We start from the raw sequence: 21,640 nt of genomic DNA, 5'->3' as shown, positions 1-21,640 counted from the left end.
AATGTAGGCCCTCTGTCGATGACTTGCAGCCGCCACCGCCATGCATGGGGAGTGTCATGCCCGAGCTGAGTCCCAAGGAGCTACCCGCCATCGAGGCGGTGCCTGCCGTGCAATGGAACGCGCTGGTCGGCGACGACCACCCTTTCCTGCGCCATGAATTCCTGCATGCGCTGGAGGCGAGCGGGGCGGTGAGTCGCACGACCGGTTGGACGCCCCGCCACCTGACGCTTTGGCGTGGCGATTCCCTGGTCGGCGTCATGCCCCACTATCACAAGACGCACTCCAACGGCGAATACGTGTTCGACTGGGCATGGGCCGATGCCTGGGAGCGTGCCGGTGGGTGCTACTACCCCAAGGGGCTCACGGCGATCCCCTTTTCTCCGGTGCCGGGCCCGCGGCTGGCGCTGGCCGGCAATGTCGACCCCCTGGCGGCACGCGAAGTGCTGGCCGAGGCGTGGGAGCGCAGTGGGTTGTCGAGTTGGCACCTGCTGTTCGCCGAGGACAAGGAAGTCGATGCCTGGCTCGAGGCCAGGCCCGGGCTATTGGTGCGCCACGGCGTGCAGTTTCAATGGCGCGATCGGGGCTACGGCGACTTCGACGGCTTCCTGGCATCACTGAATTCCAAGCGGCGCAAGGCGATCCGCCGCGAGCGGCGTCTGGTGGCCGGGCAGGGCCTGACCCTGCATCGTCTCGAAGGTGAGGCCATCGGCGATCAGGATCTGGCGCACTTCTTTCGCTGCTACGAGATCACCTACCTCGAGCGCGGGCGTCATGGCTATCTCAACCTGGATTTCTTCCGCCGTCTGCAGCGCGCCATGCCGGAAGCACTGCTGCTGATCCAGGCCCGTCTGGAGGAGCAGCCGGTGGCCGCTGCGCTCTGCCTACAGGGCAGTCGAACCTTGTATGGCCGTTACTGGGGCAGCGAGGTGATGGCCGACAGCCTGCATTTCGAAGCCTGCTACTACCAAGGCATCGAGCACTGCCTGAGAAGCGGGCTGACGTGCTTCGACCCCGGCACCCAGGGAGAGCACAAGCTCTTGCGCGGCTTCGCGCCCCGCCGGCTGCGTTCGTTGCACTACATCGCCGACCCGCGGCTGCGCGCCGCCGTGGTGGGTTTCTGCGACGAGGAGCGTCGCCACGTCGAAGCGTACTGTCGGGCCGCCGAGCGGGCCCTGCCGTTCAGAGAAGGCGCCGAGGAATAATGCGATGGGCGAATGATCGCCGAAATCGACGGGACGCCTGCCAAGGCGTGAGCCGACCGGGTGATGATGGCATAATGCCGGGCATTCAGAATCATGAGGATGGAAACGATGCTGAAGTGGCTCGCCGTCGGCCTGCTGCTGCTGCTGGCGCTGCTGCAGTACCGGCTATGGTTCGGCTCCAGCGGCGTCTATGAGCTGGAAGAGATTCGCGAGCGCGTGGTCCAGTTGGATACCGCGAACAAGCCGCTTCGTGACCGCAATGCGCGCCTGGCCGCCGAGGTCGTGGATCTCAAGACGGGGCTCGATGCCATCGAAGAGCGTGCGCGCAGCGACATCGGAATGGTGCGCACGGACGAGCAGTTCTACTGGGTTCCCGGCGTGGCAACGGGCGCAGGCGACAATCAGAGCGGAGGGAGCGGGCCATGAACGAGCGTATCCGTGACGCTCGTTTGTGGTTGGTGGTCCCCGCAGCGGGTCGTGGCCGGCGCATGGGGGCCGAGTTGCCGAAGCAATACCTGATGCTGGCCGGCCGCCCGGTCATGGCGCATACGCTGGCGCGCCTGCACCAGGCCTTCCCCGCAGCGCGACTGTGCTTGTGTCTCGACCCCGATGATGCTCACTTCGACCCGGCCTGGGTGCCGTTCTCCCACTGGAGGCGCAGCGACGGCGGCGGGGAGCGTGCCGATTCGGTGCGACGGGGGCTGGCGTCCATCGCTGACGAGGCGAACGACAGCGACTGGGTGTTGGTCCACGATGTGGCACGCCCCTGCGTCAGGGGCGGAGACCTGACGCGTCTTTACGCGGCCTTGCGGCAGGATGCGGTGGGTGGCCTGCTTGCCGTGCCGGTGGCCGATACCATGAAGCGGGACGATGGCGAGGGCCGCGTGGCTGTCACCGAGTCGCGACTCGGACTTTGGCAAGCGCAGACGCCGCAGGGGTTTCGTTACGGCCTGCTGCGTCGGGCGCTGGACGAGGCCGCCATGCGTGGCCTCGAGATCACCGACGAGGCGTCGGCGGTGGAGGCGCTGGGCTTCTCGCCACGGCTGGTGCCCGGCCGGCGCGATAATATCAAGATCACTCACCCCGAGGACCTGGCACTGGCGGATCATGTCCTGGCCGCCCAGCGGGCCGAGCCGATGCCGAGTTCCGGGGCGGCCCACGAGGAGAATTCCTGAATGTTTCGCATCGGCCACGGCTTCGATGTCCATCGCTTCGGCGAAGGCGACCACGTGATGATCGGCGGTGTCGCCATTCCCTTTGGGCAGGGCTTCGTCGCTCATTCCGACGGCGACGTGCTGTTGCATGCCATCAGCGACGCGCTGCTCGGCGCCTGCGCCCTGGGCGATATCGGTCGCCACTTTCCCGATACCGACCCGAGCTGGGAGGGCGCCGACAGCCGTACGCTGCTGCGCCACGTGGCGGTCCTGGTGCAAGAAACCGGTTACCGGGTCGGCAATGTGGATGCGACACTGATCGCCCAGGCACCGAAGATGGCGCCTTACATCGCGACCATGCGCGAGCGTATCGCGGATGATCTCGCGCTTACCGTCGATGCTGTCAGCGTCAAGGCGACCACCACCGAGCGCCTGGGTTTCACGGGGCGAGGCGAGGGCATTGCCGCCGAGGCCGTCGTGCTGCTCGCCCGGCGGGGTAGCGCGTGAGTGAGGCGGCTGGGCGGCGGGACTGGCCGCGCGCCAGCGAGAGTGAATTCGGACCGCCGCTAGCTGGCGAGTACCGCGCGGTGCCGGAGGATTTCGTGGTCGAGGAGTCGCTCGGCTTCGCACCGGAAGGTCAAGGTGAGCACCTATGGCTGTGGATCGAGAAGCGCGGCCTCACCACCCTGGAAGCCGTGCGCCTACTGGCGCGGGCCGCTGGCGTACCGCAGCGCGCCGTGGGCTACTCGGGCATGAAGGATCGCATGGCCGTGACCCGCCAGTGGCTCTCGCTGCATCTGCCGGGGCGCGAGGCGCCGGCCGACCTGAGCGAGCGGCTGGGTGACAGCGGACTCCGCGTACTCGAACAGGTGCGCCACCCGCGCAAGCTCAAGCGCGGCGTACACCGTGCCAATCGCTTTACGCTGCGGATCTCGGGGGCGGCGGTCCAAGCCGGTCTCGACGAGCGCTGGGCCTGGTTGTGCGGGCATGGCGTGCCCAACCTATTCGGTCCTCAGCGCTTCGGTGCGGAGGGGCGCAACCTGATGCGCGCCCGGGCGGTGCTGGCGCGTGGCTGGCGCAAGCGCGACGATCGTGAAGGCATGCTGCTCTCCGCCGCGCGTAGCTTCCTGTTCAACGAGCTGCTTGCCATGCGCCTGGCGGACGGTAGCTGGCGGTGCCTGGTGCCCGGCGATGTGGCGATGCTCGACGGCACGGCGAGCCAGTTCGTCGTCGGGGCAGTCGATACCGATCTGAGCGAGCGGGCGACGGCGCTCGACCTGCATCCCTCTGGCGTGCTGTGGGGCGTCGGTAACTCCCTCGCCGGCGGTGATGCGGAGCACTACGAACAGGTGCTCCGAGAGCGACACGCAACGCTATGCGATGGGCTGGAGCGCAGCGGCGTGCGTCTGGCCCGGCGCGCCCTGCGCATGCGCCTGGATAACCCACGGCTGGTGCGGGAAGGCGATCGGCTGCGGCTCGATTTCAGCCTGCCGCGGGGCGGTTTCGCCACGGCAGTGCTGCGCGAACTGATCGCGCATCCGACGCTTATGCTTGCGCTTGACGGCATTCACGCCAAGACGTGAGCCATTTCGAACGAGGTCATATCATGCGCAGACTCTTGCTTTCCAACGATGACGGAGTCCATGCTCCCGGCCTACGTGCCCTTTACGAGGCGCTGGCGCCGCATGCCCGGCTGCGCGTGGTGGCGCCCGATCGCGATCGCAGCGGGGCGAGCAACTCGCTGACGCTCAACCGGCCGTTGGCATTGACGGCGCTGGATAACGGCTTCCATTGCGTTGACGGGACTCCGGCCGACTGCGTTTACCTGGGCGTCAACGGCATCTGGGACGAAAAGCCCGACTTGGTGATCTCGGGCATCAACCACGGCGGCAATCTGGGCGACGACGTGCTCTATTCGGGCACTGTGGCGGCGGCGATGGAGGGACGCAACCTGGGCATGGCGGCGATCGCCATGTCGCTGGTTGGTTCGCATCATTTCGACACTGCCGGGCGTGTGGCGGCGAGCTTGGTAGGCGCGGCCGACCGGCTCTCATTGCCGCCGCGCAGCCTGCTCAACGTCAACGTGCCGGACCTGCCCTGGGACGAACTCCGGGGCTTCCGTGTCACTCGCATGGGCTATCGCGGCCCGGCCGAGCGGCCCATGGAAGTGCGCGATCCGCGAGGCCGGCTGCGCTACTGGATTGCGGCCGTGGGGCAGAATGCCGATGATGGGCCGGATACCGATTTCGCCGCCATCGAGGCGGGCTATGTATCGATCACGCCGTTGCAGACCGACCTGACGCAGCGTGCGGCTATCGAAGATGTGCAGGGCTGGCTGGATGCATTCGCCTGAACGATTGTCCGAGATGCTGCGCGGTGTCGGCATGACATCGCAGCGAACCCGCGACCGCATGGCGGCGCGCCTGGCCGATCAGGGCATTGTCGATGAGCGGGTGTTGCGCGCCATGGCCGGTGAGCCGCGCCACCTGTTCCTCGACGAAGCGCTGGCTCATCGCGCCTACGAGGATACCTCGCTACCCATCGGACACGGCCAGACCTTGTCGCAGCCATGGATGGTGGCGCGCATGACCGAACTGGTGATGGGCGAGGCGCCGCGGCGCGTGCTGGAGATCGGCACCGGGTCCGGTTACCAGACGTTGATCCTCTCTCGCCTGGTGCCGGAGCTGTGGTCGGTGGAGCGCATCAGTGCCCTGCATCATCGGGCGGCGAAGCGGTTACGCCTGCTGCAGGCGCACAACGTGCGACTGCGCCTGGCCGATGGCGGTCACGGCTGGCAGGAAGCCGCTCCGTTTGACGTCGTGCTGCTCACCGCCTGTGCCCATGAGTTGCCAGAAGTGCTGATATCGCAGCTCGTCGACGGCGGTGTGATGATCCTGCCCTTGGCGGAATCGAGCGGTGAGCAATGGCTGACCCGGGTGAAACGCCTCGGCCACCAACATGACGTACAACGGCTGGAGCGGGTGCGCTTCGTGCCGCTGTTGCAAGGAGTGATTCGTTGAAGCGACAACTCAGTGTCTTCCTCAAGGGCGCCGGTATGGGCGCAGCCGATGCCGTTCCTGGCGTTTCCGGTGGCACCATCGCCTTCGTCACCGGTATCTACGAGGAACTCATTCACACCATCAAGCAGTTCGGCCCCGCCGCCATCCCCGCTTGGCGACGCGGTGGGCTGCGCGGGCTCTCTGTCCATCTCAACCTGGCGTTTGCGCTGCCGCTGCTGCTCGGTATCGGCATCAGCCTTGTCAGCGTGGCGCATTTGGTCGTCTGGTTGCTGGAGGATTATCCGCTGCTGCTCAACGGTTTCTTCTTTGGCTTGGTGGCGGCATCGGCGTTGGTGGTCGGCCGCCATCCCGCCGACTGGAAGCCGTGGCATCTGCTGCCGCTGGCCGTCGGTCTGCTGCTGGCGCACGGATTGCCCAATCTGATGCCCATGATTCACCTGCTGGGCAGCCCCTCATTGATGCTCGTCGTCGCCGGGACCATTGCCATCAGCGCGCTGCTGCTGCCCGGTGTCTCGGGCAGCTTCCTGCTACTGTCCATGGGACTGTACGGTACCGTGATGCAGGGCATACGCAGCTTCGATCTGACGCTGCTCGGCACGTTCGCGGCCGGCTGCCTTATTGGCCTGTTCGGCTTCTCTCGCCTGCTCTCATGGTTGCTTCGCCACTATCATGCCGCGACCCTGCAGCTGTTGGTCGGCTTCATCGTCGGCTCATTGCCGGTGCTGTGGCCCTGGCGCGAGCTTGTCCGCTACCAGCTCGGCCCCGAGGGGCGAATGATCCCGCTCGATTACCGCTACCTGACCCCGGGCCACTATGCCGACCTGACCGGGGAACCCGGCATGCTGCTGCCGGTGATGGTTACCATGCTGGTCGGGGCGGCCCTGGTCCTGATGCTCGACCGCCACGCCGGGGACACGCCCGGCAAGGTGACGGATGGCTCTCACCCCCCGCCTGACAAGGAGGATGGCTCCAATGCGTAAGGTGTTACTGATGACGGCCGTTGCCTTGGCGATGGCCGGTTGTGCCGCTCAACAGGAGCGTGGTGCGCCTCAGATCCGCGATCTCTCGGCAAGCCGGGAGAGTGAAACGGCCGGCCGTTACACGGTCGAGCAGGGCGATACCCTGTATGGCATCGCCTGGCGCCATGATATGGATTATCGAGACCTGGCTCGCCTCAACGACATCAGCCCGCCCTACCGCATCCAACCCGGTCAGGAATTGCGCCTGGGCGATGCCGCCGGCGCTTCGCCGCAGGAACGGCACTCCCCGGAGCGTGAGGGAGGCCAGGTGGCGACGGCCAGCGCGCTGGGCAGCAGCGCCGCGGGGAGCGAGGGCGACGATTGGCTGTTGCCCGACGAGGAGGCCATCGAGCGCAACCGGCGCCTGACCGTGCAATCGCTCGACGGCGAGCGGACGGCACCGAGCCAGACGGCGATTGCCGGTGCCGAGAGCGTTGCCGGTAACCGATCGGCGGCGGCGTCTCAGTCCGATGCCCAGTCTCCATCGTCCTCCGAAGCCGCCGCCGACACACGGCAGGAAGCCCCCGGCGTAGACGCCGAGGCTGCCGCCGCGGCTCAATCCGAGGAGGCGCCTGAGCCGGCCGCCGAGGCCGAACCGGATGCCGGCACCGAGGTCGCGGGAGCGCCGGAACGCCAGCCTGAGCGTGAGAGTCAAAGCTACACGCCGGTGGAAGAGGTTTCCTGGCAGTGGCCCACTGATGGCGAACTGGTCGGTCGCTTCGGCGAGGGGGGAACCATCACCGCCGGCATTGATATCGCCGGGCAAAAGGGGCAACCTGTCAGGGCAGCTGGCCCCGGTATCGTGGTCTATGCCGGCAGTGGCGTGAGGGGCTACGGCAATCTCATTCTGCTCAAGCATAACGACCAGTACCTGAGTGCCTACGCCCACAACGATACGCTCCAGGTGACGGAGAACGATGTGGTCGAGGCCGGTGAAGTGATCGCTACCATGGGCGATAGCGACGCCGAAAGCGCCAGGCTGCATTTCGAGGTGCGCAAGGATGGCCAGCCTCAGGACCCCCTTCAGTATCTGCCGCAGCGCTAGTTCGGCTGCGGCGCCACCGGGGCGTCACGGTGGCCCAAGGCGCCCGGAAACGGGCGCCAATGAGGAAACACAACAAGTAAAAGAAGCTGCGTGCTACAAGACGATGCCAGGTGTACACCGGCACCTCAGGACGAAACTACGGGGTAGCAACCGATGAGCATGCTTGAACGGGACCTTCAGGATGTGGATCTCAACGACGTCACCGAAGCCGAACAGGAACTCGGGGCGGACGCGGATAATTCGGCCAGCGATAGTGACGACGATGCGTTCGAGAAAGCGCTGAGTCGTGAGGACAAGCACTATCATCATAGCCTCGATGCCACTCAGATCTATCTCAACGAGATCGGCTTCTCGCCGCTGCTGACGCCGGAGGAGGAGGTGTACTACGGACGCCTCGCTCAGAAGGGTGATCCGGCCGGGCGGGCGCGGATGATCGAGTCCAACCTGCGGTTGGTGGTGAAGATCGCCCGGCGTTACCTGAATCGGGGGCTGACGTTGCTCGACCTTATCGAAGAGGGCAATCTCGGCCTGATCCGGGCGGTAGAGAAGTTCGACCCCGAGCGCGGGTTCCGCTTCTCTACCTATGCCACCTGGTGGATACGCCAGACCATCGAGCGGGCGTTGATGAACCAGACCCGCACCATCCGGCTACCGATCCACGTGGTCAAGGAACTCAATATCTATCTGCGGGCGGCTCGCGAGCTGACCCAGAAGTTGGACCACGAGGCGACGCCGGAGGAGATAGCCGACTATCTCGACAAGCCGGTCGAATCGGTGAAGCGGATGATGGGCCTCAACGAACGGGTCTCCTCGGTGGATTACCCGATGGGCGGCGAGAGCGACAAGCCGCTGATCGAAACTCTCGCTGACGACAACGAGCAGGGGCCGGAATCCTCGCTGGTCGATGTCGACGTCAAGGAGCACGTCGACGATTGGCTGGCGGAGCTGACCGAGAAGCAGATGGAGGTGGTCGTGCGTCGCTTCGGCCTGCGCGGTCACGAGGCCGCCACGCTGGAGGAGGTCGGCGACGAGATCGGCCTCACCCGTGAACGGGTGCGCCAGATCCAGGTCGAAGCGCTCAAGAAACTGCGTCGGGTGCTCGAAAAGCAGGGACTGTCGATGGACAACATTTTCAACGAATAGCGGAATCGGATGCGCCGAACATGCAGCCGGTCGAAGTGACCGGCTGCATATTTTCTGCATGCTGATGCGTTATCATTAGCGTCCTTACATGCAGGGTTGAACAAGGGAAAAGAACCAATGCTCCGCTCCCCCAATGCCAGGTACCTTCGCCGCCGCGGCCTGACGGTACTCGTCGGTCTGGCCGTGGCCGCCAACGCTCAAGCCGCCGATCTCTGGACGATCACTCAGGACGCACTCGACAACGACGCCGAACTGAGCTCCACCCGCGCCGGCTTCCGCGCCACCGAAGCCGCGCGGGACGTTCAGCGGGGGGCGTTGCTGCCCCAACTCTCCGTAGGGGGGAGCGCCAGCCATGCCCGCACCTACTCCAGCGCCAACGAGAGAGCCCAGTTCCCCGGCGTGCCACCCGAGGCATTCGAGACCGAAGATACCGTCAACAGTGCCAGCCTGACCCTGGACGCCGAACAGGCGCTCTACGACCCAACGCGGCGCGCCCAGCTCGAGCGGGCCGAGCGCGAGATCGACCGTGACGCGCTGACGGTGGACGTCGCCACGCAGCAGTTGCTGTTTGATGTCGCCAGCGCCTACTTCGAGATTCTGCGGGCTCATGATGTGCTCAGCGCGCGGCGAGCGCAGGAAACCGCCATCAGCCGGCAGTTGGAGCAAGCCCGCGAGCGCTTCGAGGTCGGCTTGATCGCCATCACCGACGTGCACGAAGCCCAGGCTTCCTTTGACCTGGCTCGCGCCCAGCGCATCGCCGCCGAGGGGGCCATGCAGGTCAGTTTCGAGGCGCTCGAGCGGCTGACCGGCCATCGCTACGAGAGCATCGAAGCGCTCGAGGAGGAGGTGCCCATCGAGGGGCCCGCGCCGGTCGACCGCGAGGAATGGGTACAGTTGGCCATGGCCAACAGCCCCTTGGTGCAACTGGCCGAGGCCGGCGTCGAGGTGGCGCGCAGCTCCGTTGACGTTTCGCGTGCTGCTCGGCAGCCAGTGATTTCCGCCTTCGCCAACTACGGTTGGTCGGACAGCGACCGTACCGGGACCTCCTACCAATCCGAGAGTCAGGTCGGCCTGCGCGCCAGCCTGCCGCTCTACACCGGTGGCTCGACACGGGCCCAGATCCGCCAGAGCGGTTTCCTGCTCGAGGCCAGTCAGTACGACTTCGAGGCCCAGCGCCGCGATACCGTTCAGCAGGTGCGTTCGCTATTCACTCAGGTCAACAACAACGTTGAGACCGTTGAGGCTCGGCGTCAGGCGATCATCTCCAACCAGAGCGCGCTCGAGGCGACTCGCTCGGGCTACGAAGTGGGCACGCGTAATATCGTCGACGTGCTCAATGCCGAGCAGAACCTGTTCAACGCCATCGCCGAGCATGCGGAGGCGCGGTACGACTACGTACTCAGCCTGCTGCAACTTCAGCAGCAAGCCGGCCTGCTCGGACCGGAGTCTATCCGCACCGTCAATGCCTGGCTCACGGAGGAGGAGCCGGTCTCGCTGGAACTTCCCGATGAGGCCAACAACGACCCGGTAATGAACATCGGCGAGCGCCCCCAGGCGCCGTCCTGAAGGTGGCTCTGCGTTAGCAGAGCGCATGTGACCGAAAAGCCACCGATGCGTCGGTGGTTTTCTTCGTCGGAGCCCGCGGGTTCTGCGCTGCTTTTTCTTGGAGGCTTGTCATGGCCAGGCCACTGGTCGCCGATATCGATCTCGACGCCCTGCGTCACAACTATACCCTCGCCCGAGGGCTGGCCTCGGGTAGCCGGGCGCTGGCCGTGATCAAGGCGAATGCCTACGGCCATGGTGCCGTGGCCTGCGCTCTGGCACTGGAAGCCCTGCCGCCGGGAGTGCGTCCGCCTGCCTTCGCCGTGGCCTGCCTGGAGGAAGCCGAAGTCCTGCGCGATGCAGGCGTACGTTCCCCTGTCGTGCTGCTGGAAGGCATCTTCGAAGCCAAGGAGCTGGATCGCGTCGAGGCCTTGGGGCTGTGGCTGGCGGTGCACAGCGAATGGCAGGTCCAGGCGCTGCTGGCCTACCGCCCGCAGCGGCCGATACCGGTATGGCTCAAGATAGATTCCGGCATGCATCGACTGGGATTCCCCCCCGAGCGGGCCGCCGATGTCTGGGCGCGCCTGGGCGCCGCTCCCGATCGCGTCGCCGATAGGCTGCTGATGAGTCACTTCGCCACCGCCGATGCCGTCGATCCGAGCGACTGTCGCAAGCAGCTCGATTGCATGCGACATCTCGCGGCAGCACTCGGAGCGCCGGTGTGCCTGGCCAATTCCCCGGCAACCCTGGCCTGGCCGCAGGCGCATGGCGATTGGGTGCGCCCCGGCGTCATGCTCTACGGCAGCGACCCACTGGCGTGTCCCAACGAGGCCAGCCGCCGACTCGAGCCGGTCATGACGCTGCGTTCGGAGATCATTGCACTGCGCGAGTTGGCCCCAGGGGAGCCGGTGGGCTACGGCGGTCGCTGGCATGCACCGCGGCCGTCGCGGATTGCCGTGGTGGCCTGCGGCTATGGCGATGGCTATGATCGCCATGCCGCCGACGGCACGCCGATATTGATCGCGGGGCGGCGCGCGGCCCTTGCCGGCAAGGTATCGATGGACATGCTCACTGTCGACGTCACCGATATTCCCGAAGCCGATATCGGGAGTGAGGCGGTGCTCTGGGGACGGTCACGCTACGGTGCGGTACTCTCGGTCGACGAGGTGGCGCGTCACTGCGATACCATTAGTTATACCCTGCTGACCGGTATCCTGCCCCGTGTACCCAGGCGCTATGTGGGACCGGTCGACCCCGTGACCGCCGCCTGACCCCGATCCGAACGAGAACGAGAATGTCCAAGCGCAACTGGCCCGATTCCTTCGCCCATCCTCGCTACTGGCCCGCTTGGCTGGCGATCGGCGCCATGCATCTCGGCGCCTGGCTGCCATGGCGCCTGAAGCTCGCCGTCGGTCGCGGCCTCGGCCTGCTGGCCTGGCGACTGGTGCCGCGACGGCGGCATATCGTCGATACCAATCTGCGCCTGTGCTTTCCCGAGCTCGACGAAGCGCAGCGAGAGAAGCGGGTCAAGGAAACCTTCGCCGCCAATGGCATCGGCATTCTCGAAACCGCTACCGCTTGGTGCCGTGACGCCCGCCACTTGCGTCATCGCGTCATCTACCGCAACGCCCACCACCTGGCCGAGGCTCACGCGCGCGGCAAGGGCGTACTGCTGATCGGCATTCATTTCTCCACGCTGGATCTCGGCGGTGCCCTGCACGCCTTGTTCTTTCCTGCCGACGTGGTTTACCGGCCCCACAACAACCCGCTGTTCGACCGCTTCATGACCGATGCGCGAAGCCGTATCTTCGGCGAAGCCATCGATCGGCACGACCTGCGGGGCGTGGTGCGACGGCTCAAGGCCGGACACATCGTCTGGTATTCGCCGGACCAGGACTTCGGACGCGACGCCAGCGTATTCGCGCCCTTCTTCGGCATCGAGGCCGCCACGATCCGGCTGACGGCCAAGATCGCCCGCATGACCGGCGCACCGGTGGTGCCGCTGATGTTCCATCGCAACCCCGACGACCGCACCTACACCATCGAATGCCGGCCGCCGCTGGAGAACTTTCCCAGCGATGACGAGGTGGCCGATGCCGCACGCGTCAATGCCTTCATCGAGGAGGCGATACGCAGGCACCCCGAGCAGTACCTCTGGTTACATCGACGCTTCAAGACCCGTCCGAGAGGCGAGCCGGGTTTCTACTGAGGCGACAGGTTTGCGCTCGACGCATTGCGTTACCAGGCTTGACTTACGGTAACTTGACGCTGCACCCCGGACACGCAAGTCTGAAAGACACCCAAACGGGATGGTTCGGCGTCAACGGATGGCGTCATGACGATCAAGGAGGTCAATCATGCTCGGTAACGCAATGCTGTTCCTGATCATTGCGATCATCGCGGGCGTTCTGGGGTTCTCCGGCATCGCTGGTGCAGCCACCACCATCGCTCAGATCCTGTTCTTCCTGTTCATCGTGTTGTTCATCGTCTCGCTGGTCACCGGACGGCGGCCTTGACGAGGCGTTGCCCCCCCAGACGGCAAGAGGCCTCGCCATTTGGCGAGGCCTCGTCTTTGCGTTGCGCGTGGGCCGGATTCAGGCGTCGATGCGTTTGTACTTCATGCGATGCGGCGTATCGCTGCCGACCCGCTTGCGATGGTCCGCTTCGTAGTCAGCGTAGTTACCTTCGAGGAAGACCACTTGGGAGTCGCCTTCAAAGGCGAGGATATGGGTGGCGATCCGGTCGAGGAACCAGCGATCGTGGGAGATCACCAAAGCACAGCCGGGGAAGGCGAGCAGGGCCTCCTCCAGCGCGCGTAGAGTCTCGATGTCGAGATCGTTCGACGGCTCGTCGAGCAGCAGTACGTTGGCGCCCTGCTTCAGGGTCTGGGCCAGCTGCAGTCGGCCACGTTCGCCGCCGGACAGGTCCTTGAGGAACTTCTGCTGGTCGTTGCCCTTGAAGTTGAAGCGGCCGACGTAAGCGCGGGAGGAGACTTCGTAGCCATTGATGTTGAGGATGTCCTGCCCATCCGAGACCGCTTCCCATACCGTCTGCTTGTCATCGAGCGCATCGCGCAACTGCTCGACGTAGGCGATGTCCACGGTCTCGCCGACGATCACCTCGCCGCTGTCGGGCTGTTCCTTGCCGGTGATCAGCTTGAACAGCGTCGACTTGCCGGCACCGTTGCCGCCGATGATGCCGATGATCGCCCCCTTGGGCACGGCGAAGGTGAGGTCCTCATAGAGAAGCTTGTCGTCGAAGCGCTTGGAGACGCCGTGGAACTCGATCACTTTGTCGCCCAGGCGCGGGCCGGGCGGAATGTAGATCTCGTTGGTCTCGTTACGCTTCTGGAAGTCGCCTGACTGCATCTCCTCGAAGCGATTGAGGCGTGCCTTGCTCTTGGCCTGACGGCCCTTGGCGTTGCTGCGCACCCATTCCAATTCGTGCTTGATCGCCTTCTGGCGCGAGGCCTCCTGCTTGGCTTCCTGCTCCAGGCGCTTTTCCTTCGATTCGAGCCACTGCGAGTAGTTGCCCTCGAAGGGGATGCCGTGGCCGCGGTCGAGCTCGAGGATCCAGCCGGCCACGTTGTCGAGAAAGTAACGGTCATGGGTGATGGCCACCACGGTGCCGCTGTAATCGTGCAGGAAGCGCTCGAGCCAGGCCACCGACTCGGCGTCGAGGTGGTTGGTGGGCTCGTCGAGCAGCAGCATGTCGGGGTTGGAGAGCAGCAGGCGACATAGCGCCACGCGACGACGCTCGCCGCCCGAGAGGTTGCCGACCTTGGCGTCCCAGGGCGGCAGGCGCAGGGCCTCGGCGGCGACCTCCAGCTTGCGCTCCAGGTTGTGGGCGTCGGCGGCTTCGATGATGTTTTCCAGCCGGGCCTGCTCGGTGGCCAGGGCGTCGAAGTCCGCGTCCGGCTCGGCATAGGCGGCATAGACGGCGTCGAGCTTGGCTTGCGCCTCCTGAATCTCGCCCAGTGCCTCTTCCACGGTTTCGCGAACGCTCTTTTCGTCGTCGAGCTCGGGCTCCTGGGGCAGGTAGCCGATGTGGATGCCGGGCATGGGGCGGGCCTCGCCCTCGTATTCCTTGTCGACGCCGGCCATGATGCGCAGCAGGGTCGACTTGCCGGCACCGTTTAGGCCCAGCACGCCGATCTTGGCTCCCGGGAAGAAGGACAGGGAAATATCCTTGAGAATCTGTTTCTTGGGCGGAACGACCTTGCCCACCCGGTTCATGGTGAAGACGTATTGCGCCATGGAATTCCATTGGAGTTGGGGGTTCTGTGGCCACGATGATAGTGGCCGAGCAGGGCAAAGGCCAGCTTCGACGTGGCCTGTCGTCATGAGCTCCCGGAGCGAAGAGAGGGAGGGAGCGTGGCGGGGCAGCCTTCGCATGCCCCGCCTGGTGACGTGGAGGATTTCTACTCCTCTTCTTCCTCCTCGTCGAGCAGCATCCAGTCGTCTTCGATGGCACGCTGCAGGCGCCGCTCTTCGAGCAGGGCCTCGACGCGTCGTCGAGCGCGCAGAGTGTCGGCGCGGCTGGAGGCACGCGGACGTACATATTCGTCGTCGTTCACGGCTTCCAGGAAATCCTGTTCGTCGTCGTGAGAGTCGTTGACAAGGGGTTCATGGCTCATGCGACATCCTCCCATGGCCCGGTGTCGACCGCTCTGGCGATCGACGTATCGCAAATCCGCTTCGCGTCCGAAGCGACGGACCTGAAGCGCCATCGGTACCCATGGCGGGTACCTGACGGCTATATATATCCGGAAGTGGCCGAGAGCAAGCCTTGGCGAGAAAAAATTCCAGCGTAGGGCACGGTGCGGGTTCGGCGTCACCGCTCCACGTCGGGGAGCTTAGTGGCGGAGACGGCCGCGGCCAGCGCCATGCCGGCCAAAGCCACCAGGAGCCAGTCGGTGCCCAGCCTTTGCGCCAACAGCCCGGTGATGCCGCCTACCAGTAGCATCATGGCACCGGTGATGGTGTTGGAGAGCGCGACATACAGAGCGCGTCGATCCTGTCCCGCCATGTCGATCAGGTAGGTCTTGCGGCCCAGGCGCACGCCGGCATGGACGATGACCAGCAGGGCATAGACGAGGGCGTAAGGCCAAACCGTCGCCGTCCACTGACCCGGTAGCCAGGCGATGAAAGCGCCGAGCAGGCAGCAGGCGGCGGCACCCAGGCCGGTATCGCGCAGTACGGTGCGGCTGGAGGCGTCGGCGCGCTTGCCCCATACCGGGCTCGCCACCATACCGGCGAGGCCGGATACCACGATCAGCACGCCCAGGCCGCCCAGCTCGGTGCCGCTCTGGCGCTGGCCGAGCAGGGCCACGTAAGGTAGCGCCAGTGCGCTGGCCAGGAGTAACGAGCGCGACAGATTGAAGTGCAGGAAGGCACGATCCTCACGCAGCAGGCGCAGGCCCAGCTTGATGCTGTGCCATGCGTTCTCGCCGCCTTCGACCGCGCCCGGCGTCTCGCGGATGCGTGCCGCACAAAGGGCATTGAGTGCCCAGCCCAGCGCAGCGATGGCAAGCAGCGTCGCCAAGGCCAGCTCGCCGGGTCGATTCTCGAACAGCATCAATATCCCGCCGGCGGCCAACGTGACGCCACCGCTCCAGCCCATCAGATTGCCGCGGCGTCGCTTGGCAATGGTCTTGCCCAGTACATCCTTGGTGGCGATCGAAGAGAGACCGCGGGCCAGCGACAGCGCTACCAGCACGGCCAGCACCAAGGCGCCGCCGAGGCTGCCATGGCCGAACAGCGCGAGCAGGGCAAGGCTGGCCGCTGCCAGGGCCTGCAGAGTACCGCCCAACGCCCATGCCCACTTGCGCTCGGGCCTGAGCCGGATGAAACCGGCTACGAACAACTGCGGCAGCAAGGCGCCAGCTTCGCGGATCGGCACCAGCAGACCGATCATCCACAGCGGGGCGCCGATCACTCCCAGCAGCCAGGGCAACACCAGGCGGGCGCTGGCCAGTTCATCGGCGAGCTTGTTGCCCAGCGCGGCAACTAGGTGAAAAAAGAAATTGCGCGGTTGCTCGACGCATGCCTCGTCGGGAATGTCGCGGCACATCCGGTTGTTCTCGTCGCCGGTCAACCATTCGTACAGACGGGATGGGTCGATATCACGTTCAGCCATCCGGATTCCTCGGCTGCTATGATCAACAGCTCCATTCTTGCGACAGAGAGTCGGCATGTCACGTATCCGCATCCACTACTGCACCCAGTGCAATTGGCTGCTGCGCAGCGCCTGGTACGCCCAGGAGCTGCTCTCCACCTTCGGCGAGACGCTGGAGGAGGTGGCCCTGGTGCCCTCCCACGGTGGGCGTTTCGAGATTTTCCATGACGACGAATCGCTTTGGGAGCGCAAGCGCGACGGCGGTTTTCCCGACGTGAAGCAGCTCAAGCAGCGAGTCCGCGATCGGCTCGATCCCGAGCGCGACCTGGGGCACATCGACCGATGAAAAGCGAGGCGATGGAAATGGACCTGCCCTCCAGGGACCGCCAAGCAATACTCTTCGGCCTCGGTGCGGTAGCACTGTGGTCCACCGTAGCCACAGCGTTCAAGGTGGCACTCGGGCACATGACGCCGCTGGAACTGATGTGGCTGGCGTCGTTGGTGTCGTGGCTGCTGATCGGTGGGTTGATGCTGTGCCAGGGGCTGCTGGGCGAGGCGTTGCGCCGCGGCTGGCGCACCGCCGCCTGGGCGGGGCTGATGAACCCGGTAGCCTACTACCTGGTGCTGTTTGGCGCCTACGACCGCCTGCCGGGGCAGGAGGCGATGGCACTCAATTATACCTGGGCCTTGACCATGGCCCTGCTGGCGGTCCCCCTTCTCGGCCAGCGCCTGACCCGCATCGATGTCCTGGCCGGTCTGATCGCCTACTCGGGCGTCTGGGTCATCGCCACCCGGGGCGCGGTCTTCGATGTCGCTTTCGCCGATCCGCTGGGCGTGGGGCTGGCGCTGGCCTCGACGCTGCTGTGGGCGCTCTATTGGCTGCTCAACGTGCGCGATCGGCGCCCCCCGCTGGTCGCCCAGTGGCAGAACTTCAGCATCGGCCTGCCGGTGCTGACCCTGCTATTGTTATTCGGGCCGGGATTTGCCTGGCCCGGCTGGGCCGGGATTACGGCAGGCGTGTATGTGGGGCTGTTCGAGATGGGGATCGCCTTCGTGCTGTGGCAGTTGGCCGTGCATCGGGTGTCGCGCGCGGCGCGGGTCTCGAACCTGATCTTTCTCTCGCCGCCGATATCGCTGCTGTTGCTGCATCTGGTGATCGGCGAGCCGATCCTGGCGTCTACCCTGGTGGGGCTGGTGCTGATTCTTGGCGGGTTGGGACTACAGCAGTGGCAGAAGAGCCCGGCTGCCGATCAGTCGTGAACGGCTTCGGCCAGCTCCGCGCCGCTATTCTCCAGCAGCGGAGCAAGTTCCGGCCAGACGTTGTCGAGAATGATCGGCTGGGCATCGCTGGTGGGGTGGATGCCGTCCTCCTGCATCATGCCTTCTTCGAGCGCCACGCCCTCGAGCAGGAAGGGTACCAACGGTACCTCGTAGGTATCGGCCAGTCGGAGGAACACGCCGGTGAAGGCATTGCGGTAGGCTTGTCCATAGTTGGGCGGGATGTCGATGCCAAGCAGCAGTACTTGGGCGCCGGCCTCGAGACTGGCCTCGATCATGCCGGCCAGGTTGGTCTCGAGCTGGGAGGGTGGCAGGCCGCGCAAACCATCGTTACCGCCCAGTTCGAGCAGAACGATGTCGGGGGCATGCTGTCCGAGAAGCTCGGGGAGTCGGCTCGCGCCGCCGCTGCTCGTTTCACCGCTGATGCTGGCATTGACGATATGCGCCTCTCCGTCCAGACGGGCTTCCAGCAGACTGACCCAACCCGTTTCACGCTCGATGCCATAGGCGGTGCTCAGGCTATCGCCCACAATCAGCAGTACCGGTCGCGCATCGGCGTGGCCCAGCGGTGGCAGCGTCAACAGCAGGGCACATAGCAACAAGCCGAAGCCATTTCGTATCCAATCCAAGGGGAAGCCTCTCATCATGTCCGACTCCTCGATTCCAGACGCGGATATCAAGCGTGCTCCCGCCGTGGAACACGCGCTCAGGCCGATTCTACACGCTCGCCACCTGAGCAAGCAGGTGGCGAGCGGCGAGCGCCGGCTCACCATTCTGAGTGACCTGGGGTTGCAAGTGTTCCCCGCCGAGAGCGTGGCGATCCTCGGTCAGAGCGGGGCGGGAAAGTCCACCTTGCTCGGTCTGCTGGCCGGCCTGGATGCGCCCAGCGATGGCGAATTGGAACTGTTCGGCGAATCGCTCGGGCAACTGGACGAGGATGGGCGTGCCCGACTGCGGGCCGGTCGGGTGGGTTTCGTGTTCCAGAATTTCCAGCTGCTGCCGACCCTGACGGCGCTGGAGAACGTGCTGTTGCCGCTGGAGCTGTCGCCGCGGCCGGGGGGCTCCGAACGCGCCCGAGACTGGCTGACGCGGGTGGGCCTCGGCGAGCGCCTCGAACATTTGCCCAAGCAGCTCTCCGGCGGCGAGCAACAGCGCGTGGCGCTGGCGCGCGCCTTTGTCACCGGCGCCGAGCTGGTTTTCGCCGACGAGCCCACCGGCAACCTGGATCCGACCACCGGTGCGCGCATCATCGAGCTGCTGTTCCAACTTAACCGCGAGGCCGGTACCACGCTGGTGCTGGTCACCCATGATCACGCCCTGGCGAGGCGCTGCGACCGCTGCTTACGGCTCGAGAACGGACACCTCGTCGAGCTGACGCGCGACGAGGTGGAGGCATGAGCCAGAGCGCGGCCGCGCCGATGCAAGCGGCAACGGCGGCCCGCTTGCTGCGGCTTTCGGCACGCGGCCTGCTGCGGGATCTTCGCGCCAGCGACGTGCGTGCGCTGTTCGTGGCGCTGACGCTGGCGGTGGCGGCCTCGACCATGATCGGTTTCTTCCTGGATCGGCTGGATCGCGGCCTGACCCGTCAGGCCGGCCAACTGCTGGGCGGCGACCTGGTGCTCGAGCAGGGGCGCCCGTTCGACGGCGAGCTGCGCCGTACCCTGGAAGAGGCCGGACTGACCCTGAGCGACCAGGTCGACATGGTGACCATGGTCAGCCATGGAGAGGCGTTTCAGCCGGCCAGCCTCAAGGCGGTCGATGACGTTTACCCGCACTACGGCGTAGTGCACGTCGACTTCGGTGACGGCATCGAGACGTCAGCGCAAGGACCCGCGGCAGGGGAGGTATGGGTGTCGCCGCGGCTGGCGCTGTTGCTCGAGGCCGAGCCCGGCGATCGCATTCGCGTCGGCGAGGCCGAACTGACACTGGGTGGATTGATCGAGCGGGAGCCCGATCAATCGGCCGGCTTCGGCAGTTTCAACCCGCGTCTGATGATGCATATCGACGACCTCGGCGCCACCCACCTGGTACAGGAGGGGTCGCGGGTGGAGTTCGAGATTCTCGCCGCGGGGCCACCTCAGGCGGTGGAGCGAGTGGCGGGGCTGCTCGACCGTTTGCGCCGAGACGGGGTGGAAGTGCGGGATGTGCGCCGTGACCGGCCGGGCCTCGGCAGTGCCCTGGAGCGCGCCGAGAAGTACCTCAGCCTGGCGGGACTGGCCGCGGTGCTGCTGGCCGGGGTGGCGGTGGCCATGGCGACGCGGCGCTACGTCGAGCGTCATCTGGATACCGCGGCACTGCTGCGCTGCTTCGGCGCCACCCAGCGTGAGCTGGCTCGGCTCTTCGCCCTGCAGCTGCTATGGCTGGCGCTGGTGGCCTCGGCGCTGGGTGCGTTGCTGGGCCTGGCCGGACAGGCCGCACTGCTGGCGTTGCTGACCGCCTTCCTGCCACTCACGCTGCCGCCGCCGGGGTGGCTGCCCCTGGCGCTCGGGATGCTCACCGCGCTGGCGGTGCTGGTGGGGTTCGCGGGCCCGACGCTGCTGCGCTTGAGGCGTGTCAGTGCGCTCAAGGTGCTGCGCCGCGAACTCGACCCGCTGCCGGCTTCAGCCTGGCTGGTGGTGCTGGTGGCCAGTCTGGTGTTCGGCGGCCTGCTGTGGCTCTACTCCGGCGACCTCGCCCTGGCCGTGTCGCTGCTGGTTGGCGGCCTGATCATGTTGTTGGCGCTGTGGGGCTTGGGCGCGATTCTGCTCGGCCTGGTATTGCGCATGACGACGCGTCTCCCGCTGCGTGGCGCAGGTAGCGGCACCGAATGGTACCAGGCCGTGCGACTCGGCGGTCGGCAACTTGCCCGGCGTCGCAATGCCAGCTTGGGGCAGCTGCTGGCCTTCGCCGTGACCTTCTTCGCCATGGCGATGATCGCTCTGGTGCGCGGCGATCTGCTCTCGACCTGGCAGGCGCAGTTGCCCGAGGATACGCCCAACTACTTCGCCATCAATATTCAACCGAGTGAGCGCGACGATTTCGTCGAGGCCCTGGACGCCGCCGCCGATGACCGCACGGCGCTGTATCCCATGGTGCGGGGACGGCTGACCGCGATCAACGAGCGGCCGCCTCGCGAGGTCGTGCCGGAGGAGTCACGGGGCGACAACTCGCTGCGCCGTGAACTCAACCTGACATGGCAAGCGGAGCTGCCCGAGGGCAACCGGGTCGTGGCCGGCGAGTGGTTCGACGAACTCTCGCCGAATGAGCCGCCCAGTGGCTGGCTCGGGGCGGTGGACGCCGAGCCGGGCGCGACGACCGTGCCCATTTCAGTGGAACGCGGCCTGGCCGAACGCCTGGGGCTGACGCTGGGCGACCGAATGACCTTTACCATCGGCGGCGAAGAGGTCGTCGGTGACGTGGCCAGCCTGCGCGACCTGGACTGGGACAGTTTCCGCCCCAATTTCTTCGTCATCTTTCCTCCCGGCGTGCTGGAGCGATTCGGACACAGCTATATCACCGCCTTTCACCTGGACAGTGGCGAAGGGGCTACCCTCAGGCGGCTGGTACGAACGTTCCCGGGAGTGTCGCTGCTCAACGTCGATGCCATCCTGGCCCAGGTGCGCGAGGTGATCACCCAGGTGACTCGTGCGGTTGAACTGGTGCTGGCCTTCGTGCTGTTGGCCGGTGTTAGCGTGCTCTATGCGGCGCTGACCGCGAGCCGACCGGCGCGCGCCCACGAAAGCGGCCTTTTGCGTGTCTTCGGTGCCGGCGGTCGGCTGATCTCGCGGGTGCAGGGTGCCGAATTCGCCGTCCTCGGTCTGGCCAGCGGGTTGATGGGAGCCCTACTGGCCGAGCTTGCCACCGCGGGTATCTACGTTGCCTGGCTCGACCTGGCGCCACGTCTCCATCCCGGGTTGTGGTTCGTGTTGCCGCTCGGGGGCGTGCTGTTGATCGGAGTCATCGGCCACCTGCTGTCCTACGGCCTGCGCCGCCAGGCCCCCGCGGCCAGCCTGGGGTTACTCGGCGAGGCGTGATGGGCTGCGTTGAATGATTATCCGCAGTGGCTTGCCCGCAGGGACGCATCGGCGAGCCGTTCCCGGTTACACTCCGCAGACGTGGCGCTGCCGTTCTTCGCCACTTC

22 protein-coding genes are annotated in these 21,640 nt (G+C 65.8%); 18 read left to right on the top strand and 4 right to left on the bottom strand.

Going from position 1 to position 21,640, the window contains the following annotated elements:
- Positions 1–56: 56 nt before the first annotated feature.
- From F0A17_RS07085 to F0A17_RS07020, 14 genes are all read left to right on the top strand, one after another.
- A complete protein-coding gene (locus tag F0A17_RS07085; protein ID WP_149327655.1) occupies positions 57–1,202 on the top strand; it encodes a GNAT family N-acetyltransferase in 1,146 nt (381 codons plus the stop codon).
- Between the two features lie 108 nt (positions 1,203–1,310).
- Positions 1,311–1,628: a cell division protein FtsB gene (gene ftsB, locus F0A17_RS07080; protein ID WP_149327654.1), complete on the top strand. Its 318-nt coding sequence runs from the start codon at positions 1,311–1,313 to the stop codon at positions 1,626–1,628.
- Positions 1,625–2,377: a 2-C-methyl-D-erythritol 4-phosphate cytidylyltransferase gene (ispD, locus tag F0A17_RS07075; RefSeq protein WP_149327653.1), complete on the top strand. Its 753-nt coding sequence runs from the start codon at positions 1,625–1,627 to the stop codon at positions 2,375–2,377. The genes ftsB and ispD overlap by 4 nt, the downstream gene beginning before the upstream one ends.
- The gene (ispF, locus tag F0A17_RS07070) at positions 2,378–2,863 is read left to right on the top strand and encodes a 2-C-methyl-D-erythritol 2,4-cyclodiphosphate synthase (protein WP_149327652.1); all 486 of its coding nucleotides are present in this window, start codon (positions 2,378–2,380) and stop codon (positions 2,861–2,863) included.
- Positions 2,860–3,939 carry a tRNA pseudouridine(13) synthase TruD gene (truD, locus tag F0A17_RS07065; RefSeq protein ID WP_149327651.1) on the top strand — a complete coding sequence of 360 codons (1,080 nt, stop codon included), beginning with the start codon at positions 2,860–2,862 and terminating at the stop codon, positions 3,937–3,939. The genes ispF and truD overlap by 4 nt, the downstream gene beginning before the upstream one ends.
- A gap of 23 nt (positions 3,940–3,962) precedes the next feature.
- The gene (gene surE, locus F0A17_RS07060; protein ID WP_149327650.1) at positions 3,963–4,709 is read left to right on the top strand and encodes a 5'/3'-nucleotidase SurE; all 747 of its coding nucleotides are present in this window, start codon (positions 3,963–3,965) and stop codon (positions 4,707–4,709) included.
- The gene (locus F0A17_RS07055; protein ID WP_149327649.1) at positions 4,696–5,376 is read left to right on the top strand and encodes a protein-L-isoaspartate(D-aspartate) O-methyltransferase; all 681 of its coding nucleotides are present in this window, start codon (positions 4,696–4,698) and stop codon (positions 5,374–5,376) included. Before surE ends, F0A17_RS07055 begins: the two co-directional genes overlap by 14 nt.
- Positions 5,373–6,356 (top strand): DUF368 domain-containing protein, encoded by a 984-nt coding sequence (locus tag F0A17_RS07050; protein WP_149327648.1) that lies wholly within the window; start codon positions 5,373–5,375, stop codon positions 6,354–6,356. The genes F0A17_RS07055 and F0A17_RS07050 overlap by 4 nt, the downstream gene beginning before the upstream one ends.
- On the top strand, positions 6,349–7,440 hold the full coding sequence (locus tag F0A17_RS07045; protein ID WP_149327647.1) for a peptidoglycan DD-metalloendopeptidase family protein: 1,092 nt from the start codon (positions 6,349–6,351) through the stop codon (positions 7,438–7,440). Before F0A17_RS07050 ends, F0A17_RS07045 begins: the two co-directional genes overlap by 8 nt.
- A 153-nt stretch (positions 7,441–7,593) precedes the next feature.
- Complete coding sequence (rpoS, locus tag F0A17_RS07040) at positions 7,594–8,583, top strand: RNA polymerase sigma factor RpoS (RefSeq protein ID WP_149327646.1); 990 nt, start codon at positions 7,594–7,596, stop codon at positions 8,581–8,583.
- 117 nt (positions 8,584–8,700) lie between these two features.
- Positions 8,701–10,149: a TolC family outer membrane protein gene (locus tag F0A17_RS07035; protein WP_149327645.1), complete on the top strand. Its 1,449-nt coding sequence runs from the start codon at positions 8,701–8,703 to the stop codon at positions 10,147–10,149.
- Positions 10,150–10,259: 110 nt separating this feature from the next.
- Positions 10,260–11,396 (top strand): alanine racemase, encoded by a 1,137-nt coding sequence (gene alr, locus F0A17_RS07030; RefSeq protein ID WP_149327644.1) that lies wholly within the window; start codon positions 10,260–10,262, stop codon positions 11,394–11,396.
- A gap of 23 nt (positions 11,397–11,419) precedes the next feature.
- Positions 11,420–12,334 (top strand): LpxL/LpxP family Kdo(2)-lipid IV(A) lauroyl/palmitoleoyl acyltransferase, encoded by a 915-nt coding sequence (lpxL, locus tag F0A17_RS07025; RefSeq protein ID WP_149327643.1) that lies wholly within the window; start codon positions 11,420–11,422, stop codon positions 12,332–12,334.
- Between the two features lie 148 nt (positions 12,335–12,482).
- Complete coding sequence (locus F0A17_RS07020) at positions 12,483–12,641, top strand: DUF1328 domain-containing protein (RefSeq protein ID WP_111413928.1); 159 nt, start codon at positions 12,483–12,485, stop codon at positions 12,639–12,641.
- Between the two features lie 78 nt (positions 12,642–12,719).
- Here the strand turns inward: F0A17_RS07020 and ettA are convergent, their stop codons facing one another.
- The 3 genes from ettA to F0A17_RS07005 form a co-directional block, all read right to left on the bottom strand.
- Positions 12,720–14,381, bottom strand: a complete 1,662-nt coding sequence (gene ettA / locus F0A17_RS07015) for an energy-dependent translational throttle protein EttA (protein ID WP_149327642.1) — start codon at positions 14,379–14,381, stop codon at positions 12,720–12,722.
- 164 nt (positions 14,382–14,545) lie between these two features.
- Positions 14,546–14,761, bottom strand: a complete 216-nt coding sequence (locus F0A17_RS07010) for a PA3496 family putative envelope integrity protein (protein ID WP_149327641.1) — start codon at positions 14,759–14,761, stop codon at positions 14,546–14,548.
- Positions 14,762–14,958: 197 nt separating this feature from the next.
- Positions 14,959–16,263, bottom strand: a complete 1,305-nt coding sequence (locus tag F0A17_RS07005) for an MFS transporter (RefSeq protein WP_149327640.1) — start codon at positions 16,261–16,263, stop codon at positions 14,959–14,961.
- A 55-nt stretch (positions 16,264–16,318) separates the two neighbouring features.
- On the opposite strand from F0A17_RS07005, the gene F0A17_RS07000 reads away from it, so the two are divergent.
- Both F0A17_RS07000 and F0A17_RS06995 read left to right on the top strand, forming a co-directional pair.
- On the top strand, positions 16,319–16,588 hold the full coding sequence (locus F0A17_RS07000) for an Rdx family protein (protein WP_149327639.1): 270 nt from the start codon (positions 16,319–16,321) through the stop codon (positions 16,586–16,588).
- Positions 16,589–16,605: 17 nt separating this feature from the next.
- On the top strand, positions 16,606–17,502 hold the full coding sequence (locus tag F0A17_RS06995) for a DMT family transporter (protein ID WP_149327638.1): 897 nt from the start codon (positions 16,606–16,608) through the stop codon (positions 17,500–17,502).
- On the opposite strand, the gene F0A17_RS06990 is transcribed toward F0A17_RS06995, so the two are convergent.
- Entirely contained in the window at positions 17,493–18,167 is a 675-nt protein-coding gene (locus F0A17_RS06990) for an arylesterase (RefSeq protein ID WP_149327637.1), read from the bottom strand. The two genes, F0A17_RS06995 and F0A17_RS06990, sit on opposite strands and share 10 nt — an antisense overlap.
- Between F0A17_RS06990 and F0A17_RS06985 the strand changes: the two genes are divergently transcribed.
- Together F0A17_RS06985 and F0A17_RS06980 are read left to right on the top strand one after the other, a co-directional pair.
- Positions 18,166–18,918: an ABC transporter ATP-binding protein gene (locus tag F0A17_RS06985; RefSeq protein WP_149327636.1), complete on the top strand. Its 753-nt coding sequence runs from the start codon at positions 18,166–18,168 to the stop codon at positions 18,916–18,918. The two genes, F0A17_RS06990 and F0A17_RS06985, sit on opposite strands and share 2 nt — an antisense overlap.
- Positions 18,915–21,533 (top strand): ABC transporter permease, encoded by a 2,619-nt coding sequence (locus tag F0A17_RS06980; protein ID WP_228716830.1) that lies wholly within the window; start codon positions 18,915–18,917, stop codon positions 21,531–21,533. Before F0A17_RS06985 ends, F0A17_RS06980 begins: the two co-directional genes overlap by 4 nt.
- Positions 21,534–21,640 lie beyond the last annotated feature (107 nt).

The organism is Billgrantia pellis, assembly GCF_008297955.1.
GTDB classification, from domain to species: Bacteria; Pseudomonadota; Gammaproteobacteria; order Pseudomonadales; family Halomonadaceae; genus Halomonas; species Halomonas pellis.
This window is presented reverse-complemented; position numbering and strand designations above follow the sequence as displayed.